This is a genomic window from Methylomonas sp. Kb3, assembly GCF_002834115.1.
Lineage (GTDB): Bacteria > Pseudomonadota > Gammaproteobacteria > Methylococcales > Methylomonadaceae > Methylomonas > Methylomonas defluvii.
The window spans coordinates 341668-355518 of sequence record NZ_PIZT01000068.1; the positions used below are offsets into that span (position 1 = coordinate 341668).

The following is a 13851-nucleotide window of genomic DNA, read 5'->3' on the forward strand; positions in this document are numbered from 1 at the left end:
AGAAAGCCCAAGGCGGGAGGCTAACCCGCAATAACTGGCACAAGGCCGGCTCCCGCTGGCCTGATCAATCCTTATCAAAAAAACGGTTCATAAGAGCCACGGATTGCTATTGCCTGTCGTTTGGGTAAACCGGTGATGGGGCTTTGGGTAAGCGCTTGAGAAAAATAGATTTTTTAATAAAACAACAACAATTTTATAGAGGAGGAAGGCCGTGGAACTCACCCATACGCTAGAACAAATTCTTTACATGATCTCGTCGTCGCTCTACTTGCCGGTATTGCTGATCGTCACCTAGCCGGCAGCGTATTCGATCTACACCTGTGGTCGTCTGGCCCAGGAATGGCTCGAGCGGCGCCAGGCCGGATCGCGTACCGTGCGCTTATTTAATCTCGATCTGGCCGTCGCGCTGGGGCGCCAGCAACGCGCCAATGCCGCGCCGCTGGATGTGGAATTGGAGTTGCTGTTGCAAACCCACGAACATCGGCAATTAATCAAACTGGATCAGGTGCGTTTCGTCATTAAATTGGGGCCAGCGCTGGGCTTGATGGGTACTTTGATTCCGATGGGGATTTCGCTGGCGGCCTTGGCGCAAGGCAATATTCCCAGCATGGCCGGTAGCATGGTCACCGCGTTTACCGCTACCGTCACCGGTTTGGGCTGCGGCGTGATCACCTATCTGGTGGCTTTGGTGCGCGAGCAATGGCTGCGCGCCGATTTCGCGGCTATGCGCCATCAAGCCGAGCTGGCCGCCAGCCGGACTCTGGACGCGCCGGATTTGACAATCGAGGAGGACGGCCATGCGCTATCTGAGACGCTCTAGTCTGCATCGTAACAGCGAGCCGCTGGAAGATCCGATTGCCGGCGTCGCCAATCTGTTCGACGCCAGCGTGGTATTCATCGTCAGCATGATGGTGGCCTTATTCATGGCCTACAACATGCTGGATTTGATGAATCCGGAATCCACCGTGACGATGACCAAGGAAAACGCCGACGGCACCATGGAAATCGTCAGCAAGAAAGGCTCGCAAATCAAAGTGTCCAAAGTCACCGACCGCAAACTTAGCGGTTCCGGCGAACGATTAGGTACTGCGTACCGCTTGAACGACGGTAAGGTGGTTTATGTACCGGAATAAGTGCTGGCTTTGGCTGCCGGCTCTGCTGCTATGGCTGGCCGCAAGCAGCGCTTTCGCCGAAACGCCGCTCAACCTTAGCCTGATTCTCGGCGATCTGGACTCACAAACCGCTGTCGCCGCCACCGCTAAACTGCAAAATGATCCGCTGTTGCAAGGCGTCAAGTTGCGGGTGTATTCCAGCTCCAAATTGGCGCAAGCCGATCAGGCCGAATTGCAACAATCCAATCTGGTGCTGGCGCAAATCACCGGCCGCGGCATTCTGCGCGAGGGCGGCGAGGTGTTTAAACAGATCGCCGCGCATGGCGGCAAGCTGTACGCGGTGGGTTTGAGTTACGACGCCGATTTCGCCGATTACGGCCTGCAACTGGATAAGGACCTGCAAGCCTATATGTCGGCGGGTGGCGCCGACAATGCTGCCAACATGATTCGTTTGGCTGTCGCCAAACTCAAAAACGTCCAGGCCGACATTGCTCCGCCGCAAGCTCAGCCGGAAATCGGCGCCTTCGACGTGCGCAGCAAGCAATTGTTCGCCGATTTCGACAGCTACCAAAAAGCGTACGCCGGTTTCAAAGCCGGTCAGCCATGGATCGCGATTTTGTTTTACCGTTCCTCGGCGCTGTCCGGCCAGACCGATACGGTCAAAACCTTGGCCGAACAACTGGAAGCCAAGGGCTACAACGTGTTGCCGGCGTTCGGTTATCCCTACGACAAAACCCTTGAAAAAATGCTGGTCGACGGCAACGGCAAATCCCGCGTCGAAGCCATCGCCGCGTTGGCTCTTAAAATCGGTGCCAGCCCGGACAAAACCGTGCCGACCTTGACCCGCTTGGGCGTACCGGTGCTAAACGGCATTGCCTTGAACAGCCAAAGCCAGGCCCAATGGACCGAATCGGCCACCGGCCTGGATGTAATGGAGCGGGCTTGGCAAGTGGCCTTGCCGGAATTTGCCGGCGAAATCGCCCCAACTGTGGTGGCCAGCAAGGAAACCGTACACGACAAAACTACCGGCCAGGATTTCGTCCGCGAAACCCCGATCCCCGAACGCATAGCCCGCTATGCCGACCGCCTGGACAAGTGGGCGAAGTTGCGGCATATCGCCAACGCCGACAAAAAAGTCGCGCTGCTGTATTACAACTACCCGCCCGGCAAGGAAAACATCGGCGCCTCGTATTTGAACGTGCTGCCGGAATCGCTGTTGAACATCATGCAGCGCATGCGTCAGGAAGGTTACCAATTGGGTGATGCGCCGACCGACGGCGCAGCCTTGAAAGCCGCCGTGAAGAATCACGGCATCAATCTGGGCAACTGGGAACCGGGCGCGATTGCCGAAGCCGCCGCCAGCGGCCGCGCGGTGTTGTTGCCGCTGGCCGATTACCAAAAATGGTTCGCCGGGTTACCCGAAACCTTTAAAGCCGCCATGCTGAAAGCCTGGGGCAAACCGGAAGACAGCAAAATCGGCGCCTGGACAGACGCCAAAGGCCAACGTTTTTTGATTCTGCCAGCCTTGCAATACGGCAATCTGCTACTAGCACCGCAACCCTCGCGCGGCTGGGAGCAGGATGTCAAAAAGCTGTACCACGATGTGACGATGCCGCCGCACCATCAATACGTGGCGTTTTATCTGTGGCTGCAAAAAGGCTACGGCGCCGACGCGATGATTCATCTCGGCACCCATGCCACGCACGAATGGCTGTCCGGCAAGGAAGTCGGTTTTACCGCCGCCGATCCCGGCGAAATCTTGATGACCGATGTACCGCAGATTTACCCCTACATCATGGACGACGTCGGCGAAGCCTTGCAGGCCAAGCGCCGAGCGATGGCGACCATTATTTCGCATATGACGCCGCCGCTGGACAAGGCCGATTTGAATCCGGAACTGGTCAAACTAGCGGGTTTATTGGACGACTACAATGTCGCCGCGCAGAAAAGCGAGCAACTGGCCAAGATCAGGCTGGACGAGATCAATCAGATCGCCGGTAAAGCGGGCTTGTTGAAGGACCTGAAAATGGATAGGGCCGAAACCGGCGACCAGTTGGAAGAACTGGAGCATTACCTAAAGGAAATCCGCGAGAAAAAGGTGCCGATGGGCTTGCACACCTTCGGCAAGGCGCCGGATGAAGCCACCAGACAGCGCTTCGCCGAAGCCATCGTTGCCCGCGATCCGAAATTAAAAGGCGAGGCTTTAAAGCAAAAAGTCCAGGCCACGGCCAAACTGATTGCCGATAGCGCCAACGCCGAAATGAACGCGCTGATCGATGCGCTGGCCGGCCGCTACATCCCGGCCGGCAGTGGTGGCGATCCGTTGCGCAACCCGGACGCCTTGCCGACCGGCAAGGATTTGTACGGCTTCGACCCGTCGCGGATTCCCAGCGAGGCGGTGTATAACGAAGGCGCGCGGCTGGCCGAGCAAGTGGTCGCCGACTTTAAAAAGCAGCACGGTCATTATCCGGAGCGCTTGGTGTTCAATTTGTGGGGCGTGGAAAGCTCGCGCCATGAAGGCGTGATGGAAGCGCAAATCATGCATCTGCTCGGCGTGAAACCGCATTGGGACGAACGCGGCCGCACCCAGGGCGTGGACGTAATCGCCCGCGACAAGCTGGGCCGGCCTCGGGTCGATGTCACTATCATTCCGTCCGGTTTGTACCGGGATTTGTTCGCGTCGGTGATCAAACTGCTGGACCAGGCCGAAACCAAGGCTCAGGAACAGGACGAGCCGGACAATCCGTTGCGCCGGCATATCCAGGAAACCCAGGCCGAGCTGATGAAACGCGGCTTGAAAGCCGAGGAAGCGCTAGACATGGCTTCGGCGCGCTTGTTCAGCGTGCCGTCTGGCGCCTACGGCACCAATCTGGACCGGGCGATTCCGCTGTCCAACACCTGGAGCGACGAAAAACAACTGGCCGACGTGTTCTTCAACCGCATGCACCATGTTTATGGTCGCGGCCATTGGGGCGAAGCGGCCAGCAAGGACGCGACACTGGCGGTGGATTTGTTCAAATTGTCTCTGAAAGACACCGACGCGGTGATCCACAGCCGCTCCAGCAACGTTTACGCCACACTGGACGGCGACGACTTCTTTCAATATCTGGGCGGTACGGCGATGGCGGCAAGACAAGTCAACGGCAAGACCCCGGAAGTGTTGGTCGCCGACTTGGCCGACCCGACCGCCGCCAAGACCATGAGTTTGGAGCGTTATCAGGGGCGGGAGATGCAAAGCCGCTACCTGAACCCGAAATGGATCGAGTCGATGTTGAAAGAAGGTTACTCCGGGGCGCGTTTCATCAACATGGTGGCGGAAAACCTGTGGGGCTGGCAGGTGACGGTGCCAGAAGCGGTCGGCGCCGAGAAATGGCAAGCCATGTACGAGACCTACGTCGAGGACAAATACCAGCTGGACATCCAGAAAAAGTTCGAGCAAGCCGACAACTTGCTGGCCTATCAGGCCATGGTGGATCGGATGTTGGTGGCGGTGAATAAAGGCTATTGGAAAGCCGATCCGGCCGTGAAAGCCAAGCTGGAACAGGTCAACCGGGAAGTGATCGCCAAGGCCGGCGTGGCCTGTAATAAGGACACCTGCAGTAGCCCGGAAATCACCAAGCTCGCAGAGCAGCAGGATGCGGGCAAAGCCGCCAAGGCAGCCGCGCCGGGTGCGCAAGCGCAGCCACCGGCACCCGCAGCGGCTCAAACGCCACCGCAGCCCACTCAATCTCAACAGCCGCCAGCCGCTCAGCAACCGCAGGCTCAAGCACAAGCCGCGCCGGATGCCGCCAAGCCTCTGGAAGGCTATGAGATGGAAGAGAAAAAAGCCGCCAGCGAAAGCACTGAACAGCAACAAACCTCGAGTTCGGCGCAGAGCTGGTGGTTGAGTTTTGCGATCTTGCTGTTGTTTGTTGCCGGTTATTGGCACGGCAGTTGGGAACAGCGGAAGGACAAAGCCTAGCGCTTGGCTGGAAAAACCCTGGCCTCCTTGTTACAGCGAGGGCGGTAACTCAGGAAATTCGGCAGCCATCATCCCCGTTTTCGTTGGGATGATGGCCACAGGGATTTTAGGGGGCTCACGTAGGCTCGATATGAATAGTAGCGTGGCGCCTCAGGGGGGAAATTCAAGTAGGGGCCTGTTCTTGATGTAAGAAGAATTAAAAATAAATCTAACATTACCATGAAGCGCCGTTTTTTTATAAGGTGCATTACCGGAGGAATCGACTTTGTCTCGTTTACACGTAATAACGCTGCTGGCCCTGACCAATTTGGCTTACAGCAATCAAATCCTGGCAGAAGATAGCGATCAAAGCGTCGTGGGGCCAGCCGAAACCGCTAACACCGACAATCCGGCCAGCAACGATGAGTCGCTGGGCACGATGGTGGTGACCGCCACGCGCTCGGAAATCAGTGCATCGATGGCGCCGGCCAATGTCAGTGTCATCACCACCGAAAATACCGAAAACCGCCTGACCCAACGGATTGGTGATGCGTTGAAGGACGTGCCGGGGATATATTTGCGGGGTAGTGCTTATGGTACGAGTATGCCAGGCTCCAGCTTAAGTTCCTCAGCATTTCATGGTGTCAGTGGTACCAATCGATCACTGTTCCTGGTTGACGGCTTGCCGGTGAATCTGCCCAATAATGGCAGCGTCGATTGGAACATTCTGAATATGGACGACGCTCAGCAAGTGGAATATGTCCCTGGACCCTTTTCAGCGCTGTACGGTAGTGGCGCGATGGGCGGTGTACTGAATGTGATCTCCAAAGTCCCCACTAAGCGCGAAGGACGTCTGTCATTTGGTGCCGGTGGCGCGGCTGTTGATCAATGGGGCATCAAAGGCCGTTACCGGGATCGTTTCGAAAACGGAGTGGGGATTTCCGTGACCTTCAACCACATGGATAGCGATAACTGGGCGGTGTCGGATTACGTGACGGCTTCGCCGGTTAGCTTTACGCCACCGGCTAGCGTGATACCGAATCCGGTAGTCAGAGCGAATACGGCTACCGCGTTAAGAAACGCCGCGACACCGGTATTCGGTGCCATTCCGACCGCAACCACCCAAGGTGGCTCGACCTACATCATAGGCGACAAAGGGGATCGCCCTTGGGAGCAGAACACCGCTTCCTTGCATCTCTATTACGATTTGACTGATAGCACCGAGATTGATGGCGGTATGAGCTGGAGCCGCAGCGAAACCAGCGCAGGGACGTTTAACAGTTATTTGACCACTGCCGGAGGCTCGCCAATTGCAATCGCTAACGGAAACCCCACTGTCAATTCAGTCGCCGGCGTGGCCGGCCTGGCACAAAGCAACAACTTGAATTTGAATGGCCAACGTCTTTCCGTCTACGAACAGCAGTTCTTGCATTTCCTGCCCTCTGTGGAAGATACGCGGCGCTATTTTGCGCACCTGAAACATGATTTTGGGCATGACGTGAAATTGAATGTCGATTTTCAATACATGGATCACGAGACTTATTCGCCTAGCCCAAACAGTGCGGCGTTCGACGATACCTTAAGCGGCGGCAGAGGCCAGTTAACCGTCACGCCTAGCCAGCGGATCGACGGTAACGTGGCATTGCGCTTCCCGTTTTTGTGGGATCAACGTAACTTTGTCACGGTCGGTTTTGGCGCAAACCACAACAATTTGGAAGGCCAAAAACGTTTGGCCTTGAGTAATTGGCAAGATTGGTCCTCAGTGACGAATACTGTTTACGATGGCAAGGGCGAGTCGAGTATTTACTCCGCCTTTATTCAGGACGAAATTTGGCTGCGTAAAAACTTGATTGCTCATCTTGGCGTGCGTTATGACGACTGGTCAACTTCCGGTTCCATCGTACAAAAGGCTACTGTCACTTCCACGGGTACCACCACTAACCTGACGCAAACATACAGCGAACGTTCCGTGTCGCAATTTAATCCCAAATTCAGTTTGACCTGGTTGCCGGCGGATGGCTGCAAGCTGTTTGCTTCAACCGGTTGGGCATTTCGTCCACCCACCAACTCGGATTTGTATTCGACATCACAAACGGCTAGCGGCAGTGTTTTTACCTTGACGCAAGCCGGGCCGAATCTGAAACCGGAAACCATGTATTCATGGGAAGTAGGCGGAGAGGCCACCCCCATTGAAGGTACAACGATTGCCGCCTCGTATTTTCACCATTACATTTCTGATTTGATTTACCGTAAAGATACGACATTAAGCGCAACCAATCGGCTTCAGGAGCGGCAAAATGCGGGTGAAGCGGAGGTTGAAGGCGTGGAGGCCAAATTAAGGCAGAAATTGTATTGGGACTGGCTGCATTTTACCGGAACCTACACCTTAAACGACTCAATAATTACCAAGAACGAGGCGAATCCGCTGTCGGTTGGCAAGCAGATGGTGTTGTTGCCGGAGACCATGTTCAGTGGCGGCTTGGATGTCAAATATGAGCAGTGGAGCGGTGGCATTATCGGGCGCTATGTCAGCCAGCAGTATACGAACGACCAAAACCTGGATCAAAGGGCCGGCGTCCCAGGGAGTTACGACCCTTATTTTCTGGTCGATACCCGTATTGCTTATCAAGCGACGAAAAATATCGATCTGTCGTTTTCTGTGAATAATCTGTTGGATCGGGAATATTCCTCTTTTTATCAACAAGCCGGCCGCACCGTTTATGGGGAGGTGTCTTACAGCTTCTAATGCGATTGACTGTCGCCTCCGGCGCAATCTGCTCCGGATATTCGGTTTGCGAATATCCGGAGTAATGGCTATTGGTAGTTTATAGCCCTCGCTTAGCGTGCACAGTTCACAAAAATTGGCAATGTAAGCGCCGACTTTGTTGTCTTCATCTGTTCTTAATCTTTTCCTAATCAAGACTTAAACATTGCTCTCTAGAATCAAGTCATAGATAAATTATTCTCGATAAAGGGGATTTATGTTTAGAGTGGCAAGTGTCGTTGTAATCAGTCTGTTGATTTCGCCGTTAGCGATGGCAGATGGGCATGGACGAGGTCATCACAAACATCACCACCATGACCGGTACGTCGAGGTCGAGCGGGTGTATGTGCCGGGGCGGGTTACGCAGTACGTCCCGGCACCGCCGCCCGCGCCGCGCTACGACAGATACGACCAACGCTCCACTCAGGGCTTGGTAGGCGGCGCGTTAGGCAGTGCGGCGGGTTACGAGATGAGTAGAGGCGACCCGTTGGGAGCCGGCATCGGTGCCGCCGCCGGCGCCTGGATCGGCAACAGTATGAGCCGTTAATCAGCTACCGCCAATCAATTAACCGGTTTTGAATTTTTGGATGACTCATGCGACAGGAGGACAAAATGAGAATAAAAAATGGTAAAAAATATCAACAAGAGCAATACAGCAGAGTAGAAAAGTTATTGAATGTATTGTTGTTTTTTGTCGTTGCCTACTATAGCTACTATGTGTTGTCTTTCTCCCAAATGGGGGCTTGAGACCACTGGCGGTTGCGGTTTATTGTCTGTTTGCGTTCCTGCCATACAGTCCGGATAAGCAAACGCTAGATCGAATCAGAACCCTGCCAAGTCGTAAGACTTGCAGGGTTTTTTATTGCCGGTTGTTGGGCAATATCGAAGATACATCTAAAAATCGTAATTCTGGAACAAACTGCCCATCGATCCGTTCTCCACGACACGGGGGCTTCGGATATTCAATCCCAGCCCTTGATTGTGCTGGCTGCGCTTAGTTTATTCATAACCTGTTCAAGCCGTTGACAAGGCCGAACCCAGCTGATAGCTTTGCTGTCTGGCACTCACCAATATCGAGTGCTAACGGAATTTGGGGGATGACGTGGCTGGCGGACAAGATTTAAACGAAAGATCGCTGTATTTATTAAAAACCTTGGTTGAGCGTTATATTCAGGACGGTCAGCCTGTTGGTTCGCGTTTGTTATCTAAAGATCCGCAGTTAAAGCTGAGCCCCGCCAGCATTCGCAATGTGATGGCGGATCTGGAAGAGATGGGTTTGATCCATTCCCCGCACACATCCGCCGGCCGAGTCCCGACCGTGAGCGGCTATCGTTTATTTGTCGACAGTTTGTTAACCGTCAAGCCTTTGGCATCCAGCGAATTGGACCAACTGCAACATGGCCTGAAAGGGGAGGCCGATAAAGCCAGTGACGTGTTGAATAAGGCTTCCAAATTATTGTCGGACGTAACGCGGATGGCCGGCGTGGTGACTTTGCCGCGCAGAGAAAGCGTCACCTTGCGGCACATCGAATTTCTGCCTATGTCCAATACTCGGGTGTTGGTGATTTTCGTCACCGACGACCAGGAAGTGCACAATAAAATCATTCATACCCATAAGCAATTCAGTTCTGCGGAATTACAACAGGCAGCCAACTATTTGAATTCGGTTTATTCCGGCCGCAGCTTGGCGAAAATTCGCGATTTGGTGGTGCGGGAGATGGAGCTCGATCAGCGGCAGGTCAATCAAGGCATGATGGACGCGGTGAACATGGCGCAGCTGACCTTCAGCGAACAACCCAACGACGACTATGTGTTGAGCGGCGAAACCAATCTAATGGGCTTTTCCGAGTTGTCGGATATGGAACGACTCAAACAGTTGTTCGAAGCTTTTAGCCAAAAGCGCGGCGTCATTCATTTATTGGATCAGTGTCTACAGGCCGAAGGCGTGCAGATTTTTATCGGTGAAGAGTCCGGCTATAGCGCATTCGATCATTGCAGCCTGGTGACGGCGCCTTATTCGGTGAATGACGAAGTGGTGGGGGTGTTGGGCGTGATCGGCCCCACCCGCATGGCGTATGAAAAAGTGATTCCGTTCGTGGATGTGACGGCAAAATTATTGGGCGCGGCCTTGAATCCCAAATAAATGGCCCTATCGTTAGGCCAACTAAAAAATTTAGAACCATGGAGTAAGTAATGAGTCATCAGCAATCTAGCCACGAACCCCAATCGGATAGCGATTTGATCGCCGAAGTTTTGGAACAGACCAAGCCAATCGACGCCGACGAACAGCCAACCGAAGCATCTGGCGCCGCCCCAGTCACTGTGGAAGCCTTACAGGAACAATTGGAGCAAGCTCAGCAACTGGCTGCTGCCAACCTGGATAAAGCCATCCGCACCATGGCCGAGATGGAAAATTTAAAAAAGCGCGTGCAAAAAGACTTGGACGACGAACGCAAATACGGTCTGGCCAAATTTGCGAAAGAATTGCTGAGTGTTCTGGATAGTTTGGAATTAGGCCTGCAAGCGGCAACCGGCGATAGCCCGGAGATAGTGAAACTACGCGAAGGCAGTGAATTGACCATCAAGCAATTCGAGTCGGTATTTGCCAAGTTTAATATCGAAACTGTCGACCCCATCGGTCAAGCATTCAATCCGGAATTGCACCAGGCGATGGTCATGCAGCCAAGTGCCACCGCCCAACCCAATACCGTGTTAAACGTCTTCCAAAAAGGCTATGTGTTGAACGGCCGTTTATTGCGCCCTGCCATGGTGGTAGTGGCGAAAGCCGACGACAAACCTGCAGATAGCGCAAAAATCGATGAGCAGGCTTGAAATTAAGACGATCAACCGCATATCGCTAACAACTTTTTAATTTATTACCAATTCAAGTCTGGAGAATATCAATGGGCAAAATGATCGGCATCGATTTAGGAACCACCAACTCCTGCGTCGCAGTCCTGGAAAACGGCACCGCGCGGGTTATCGAAAACAGCGAAGGCGCGCGCACCACGCCTTCCATCATCGCTTTTACCGGCGACAATGAAGTATTGGTCGGCCAGTCCGCCAAACGGCAGGCGGTTACCAACCCTGAAAACACTTTGTTCGCGATCAAACGTTTGATCGGCCGCCGTTTTAAAGAAGACGCGGTACAAAAAGACATCAAAATGGTGCCTTACAAAATTATGGAAGCCAACAACGGCGACGCTTGGGTGGAATGCCACGGTAAGAAAATGGCGCCGCCGGAAGTGTCATCCCGCGTGTTGATGAAACTGAAAAAAGACGCCGAAGCGTTCCTGGGTGAAGAAGTCACCGAAGCGGTCATCACCGTACCGGCTTACTTTAACGATTCACAACGTCAAGCGACCAAAGACGCCGGTCGTATCGCCGGTCTGGACGTCAAACGCATCATCAACGAGCCGACCGCGGCGGCGTTGGCGTTTGGTATGGACAAACCCAAAGGCGACACCACCATCGCGGTCTATGACTTGGGTGGCGGTACTTTCGATATTTCCATCATCGAAATCGCTGAAATCGAAGGCGAGCATCAGTTCGAAGTATTAGCCACCAACGGCGATACTTTCTTGGGCGGTGAGGACTTTGACTTGCGCATCATCGATTTCCTGGCCGGCGAATTTAAACGCGACAGTGGTATCGATCTGCACAACGATCCATTGGCGCTGCAACGTCTGAAAGAAGCGGCAGAAAAAGCCAAAATCGAATTGTCGTCAGCTGAGCAAACCGACATCAATCTGCCGTACATCACCGCCGACGCATCCGGTCCGAAACATTTAAATGTCAAACTGACGCGCGCCAAACTGGAATCGCTGGTTGACGAACTGATCGAAAGAACCAAAGGCCCTTGCTTGCAAGCGATTAAAGACGCCGGTATTTCGACCTCGAAAATCAACGACGTAATTCTGGTTGGCGGTCAAACCCGCATGCCGAAAGTCCAAGCCTTCGTTAAAGAGTTGTTCGGTAAAGAGCCACGTAAAGACGTTAACCCTGACGAGGCGGTAGCTTTAGGTGCGGCAATCCAAGCCGGTGTATTGGGCGGCGACGTTAAAGACGTACTGTTGTTGGACGTAACACCACTGTCTTTGGGTATCGAAACCCTAGGCGGCGTGATGACCAAATTGATCGAGAAAAACACCACGATCCCGACCAATGCTTCGCAAACCTTCTCGACTGCGGACGATAACCAAACTGCCGTGACCGTACACGTGTTGCAGGGTGAGCGGGAAGTCGCTGCCGGTAATAAATCCTTGGGGCGGTTTGACTTGCAAGACATCCCGCCGGCACCGCGCGGTATTCCGCAAATTGAAGTGTCGTTCGACATTGATGCCAACGGTATCTTGAACGTATCGGCGAAAGACAAAGCCACCGGCAAAAAACAATCCATCGTGATTAAAGCCTCCAGCGGTTTGTCGGACGACGAAGTTGAACGCATGATCAAGGACGCCGAAGCGCACGCCGACGAAGATCGCAAACTGAAAGAACTGGTGTCCGCGCGTAACTCTGCGGAAGGCATGATCCACGCCACCGAAAAATCGCTGAAAGAACTGGGCGATCAAGTAGCTAGCGACGAAAAATCGGCGATTGAATCGGCGATCAAAGACCTGCAAGCGGTGCTCAAATCCGACGATAAAGAGGCGATTGAAGCTAAAACTCATGCCTTGACCGAGTTATCCGGCAAATTAGCCGAGCGCGTATATGCACAAAAAGGTGCGGAAGGCGGTGCCGAGGCCGGACATGCCGCAGGCGCCTCTGAAGCTGCCGCCGAGCATGATCACAACGTGGTCGATGCGGAATTTGAAGAGGTTAAGGACGATAAGAAGTAAGGTGTAGGGCGGATGGCGTAAGCCGATCCGCCTTTGCTCTTGATAAGGCGGAACGCCCAGCGGCTTCCGCCTTATGAGTTACCGGGTTGAGTATTTGTTTATGATTTGGTTTATTCGTGCATGGAATGGAGATTTGTCGCCACGTTTAGCATTTTTATTATTGGTTGTTCTTCCAATAGTAATTGTTAGGGTTTTGGGTAAGATTTATGGTCATGCCAATTTGTTTGCATATGGATACTTGTTGCACCCTGCATTATCAATACCTTTTGGACTTTTTGAGTTTTTAATCTACTCAACAGGCCTGATTTGTTTCTGGAGATCTATAAGTCTGTGCCAAAAAAATTGGAAAATTTATTTGGCACAAATTGTTGCAGTTGGGATTGCTTTTTTTCATGTTATCAGATTGATATTTGGTGTGTTATTTGTTTTATTACCAAATTATTAGAATTCCGGCGTCTAAGGCTAGTATATGCTGCGTACGCCTAACATATTGCATTCTTGAAATTTAACTCGATTTTTACGGAAAAATTATGGACACGTCAATAATCGAAAGCGAAGCGCTACATCTTCCTCCATCAGGCCGAGCAAAACTTGCTCACAATTTGCTGCTAAGTTTGGAAAATTTATCGGATGAGTCACGTAAGGTACGCACCGCGTACCTTTTTGTTTTTGCGAGGTAGATATGCATACTGCTGTTACGGAAGTCAAAGAATTATTGAATAGGCTGCCTGAAGAAAGCAGTTATGAAGATATTCAATACCATTTGTATGTCATCGCTAAAATCCAGCAGGGAATAACTAGGGCGGAAACCGAAGGCGTTATCCCTCATGACGAAGTCGAAAAGCAGTTTGAAAAATGGCTCGAAGATTAAGCTGGTCTCCGGAAGCTATCGAAGATTTAAATTCTATTAGAGACTATATAGCCAGAGATTCCTTGTTTTACGCCCGTTCGGTTGTCCGTAAGGTGTTGGGTACTGCAAAGCGAATTCCAGAGGCAGTGGAAACAGGCAGAATTGTGCCTGAAGTTGGCGATAAAAATATCAGAGAACGGTTTGTATACAGCTATCGGCTGGTTTATAAGATTGATGAAATGCAAATTACCGTCGTCGCTGTGATTCATGGTAAACGATTGTTGGAAAATATCTCTGAACGTTTTAACTGATTGAATAATGTTCAATAAAAAGTAATAAAAACTCAC

At 52.6% G+C, this 13851-nt stretch carries 12 protein-coding genes; all 12 read left to right on the top strand.

All coding sequences use genetic code 11. The features are described from left to right. Positions 1-373 precede the first annotated feature (373 nt). Complete coding sequence (locus CWO84_RS20415) at positions 374-820, top strand: MotA/TolQ/ExbB proton channel family protein (protein ID WP_205800433.1); 447 nt, start codon at positions 374-376, stop codon at positions 818-820. Next, positions 798-1133: a DUF2149 domain-containing protein gene (locus CWO84_RS20420; RefSeq protein ID WP_026147208.1), complete on the top strand. Its 336-nt coding sequence runs from the start codon at positions 798-800 to the stop codon at positions 1131-1133. The genes CWO84_RS20415 and CWO84_RS20420 overlap by 23 nt, the downstream gene beginning before the upstream one ends. Beyond that, complete coding sequence (locus CWO84_RS20425; protein ID WP_240618107.1) at positions 1120-5073, top strand: cobaltochelatase subunit CobN; 3954 nt, start codon at positions 1120-1122, stop codon at positions 5071-5073. Before CWO84_RS20420 ends, CWO84_RS20425 begins: the two co-directional genes overlap by 14 nt. Positions 5074-5338: 265 nt before the next feature. Then, complete coding sequence (locus CWO84_RS20430) at positions 5339-7798, top strand: TonB-dependent receptor (RefSeq protein WP_033155581.1); 2460 nt, start codon at positions 5339-5341, stop codon at positions 7796-7798. 235 nt (positions 7799-8033) lie between these two features. Then, positions 8034-8363, top strand: a complete 330-nt coding sequence (locus tag CWO84_RS20435; RefSeq protein ID WP_033155580.1) for a glycine zipper 2TM domain-containing protein — start codon at positions 8034-8036, stop codon at positions 8361-8363. Between the two features lie 65 nt (positions 8364-8428). Next, positions 8429-8563, top strand: coding sequence for a hypothetical protein (locus CWO84_RS25195; RefSeq protein WP_256438894.1), 135 nt, complete (start codon positions 8429-8431; stop codon positions 8561-8563). Between the two features lie 355 nt (positions 8564-8918). Continuing rightward, positions 8919-9959: a heat-inducible transcriptional repressor HrcA gene (gene hrcA / locus CWO84_RS20440; protein ID WP_101054840.1), complete on the top strand. Its 1041-nt coding sequence runs from the start codon at positions 8919-8921 to the stop codon at positions 9957-9959. A gap of 50 nt (positions 9960-10009) precedes the next feature. Then, positions 10010-10648 carry a nucleotide exchange factor GrpE gene (grpE, locus tag CWO84_RS20445; protein WP_101054843.1) on the top strand — a complete coding sequence of 213 codons (639 nt, stop codon included), beginning with the start codon at positions 10010-10012 and terminating at the stop codon, positions 10646-10648. A 71-nt stretch (positions 10649-10719) separates the two neighbouring features. Then, complete coding sequence (dnaK, locus tag CWO84_RS20450; RefSeq protein WP_101054846.1) at positions 10720-12654, top strand: molecular chaperone DnaK; 1935 nt, start codon at positions 10720-10722, stop codon at positions 12652-12654. Between the two features lie 100 nt (positions 12655-12754). Next, entirely contained in the window at positions 12755-13099 is a 345-nt protein-coding gene (locus tag CWO84_RS24230) for a hypothetical protein (protein ID WP_133120723.1), read from the top strand. Between the two features lie 237 nt (positions 13100-13336). Then, positions 13337-13525, top strand: coding sequence for a hypothetical protein (locus CWO84_RS20455; RefSeq protein WP_101054851.1), 189 nt, complete (start codon positions 13337-13339; stop codon positions 13523-13525). Next, positions 13510-13815 carry a type II toxin-antitoxin system RelE/ParE family toxin gene (locus CWO84_RS20460; protein WP_101054854.1) on the top strand — a complete coding sequence of 102 codons (306 nt, stop codon included), beginning with the start codon at positions 13510-13512 and terminating at the stop codon, positions 13813-13815. Before CWO84_RS20455 ends, CWO84_RS20460 begins: the two co-directional genes overlap by 16 nt. Positions 13816-13851: the final 36 nt, after the last annotated feature.

Bases quoted from the DNA above. Each gene is read 5' to 3' on its own strand.
- CWO84_RS20460 (WP_101054854.1), top strand. From the start codon at position 13,510: ATGGCTCGAAGATTAAGCTGGTCTCCGGAAGCTATCGAAGATTTAAAT.
- CWO84_RS20425 (WP_240618107.1), top strand. From the start codon at position 1,120: ATGTACCGGAATAAGTGCTGGCTTTGGCTGCCGGCTCTGCTGCTATGG.
- CWO84_RS24230 (WP_133120723.1), top strand. From the start codon at position 12,755: ATGATTTGGTTTATTCGTGCATGGAATGGAGATTTGTCGCCACGTTTA.
- CWO84_RS20420 (WP_026147208.1), top strand. From the start codon at position 798: ATGCGCTATCTGAGACGCTCTAGTCTGCATCGTAACAGCGAGCCGCTG.
- grpE (WP_101054843.1), top strand. From the start codon at position 10,010: ATGAGTCATCAGCAATCTAGCCACGAACCCCAATCGGATAGCGATTTG.
- CWO84_RS25195 (WP_256438894.1), top strand. From the start codon at position 8,429: ATGAGAATAAAAAATGGTAAAAAATATCAACAAGAGCAATACAGCAGA.
- dnaK (WP_101054846.1), top strand. From the start codon at position 10,720: ATGGGCAAAATGATCGGCATCGATTTAGGAACCACCAACTCCTGCGTC.
- CWO84_RS20455 (WP_101054851.1), top strand. From the start codon at position 13,337: ATGCATACTGCTGTTACGGAAGTCAAAGAATTATTGAATAGGCTGCCT.
- CWO84_RS20435 (WP_033155580.1), top strand. From the start codon at position 8,034: ATGTTTAGAGTGGCAAGTGTCGTTGTAATCAGTCTGTTGATTTCGCCG.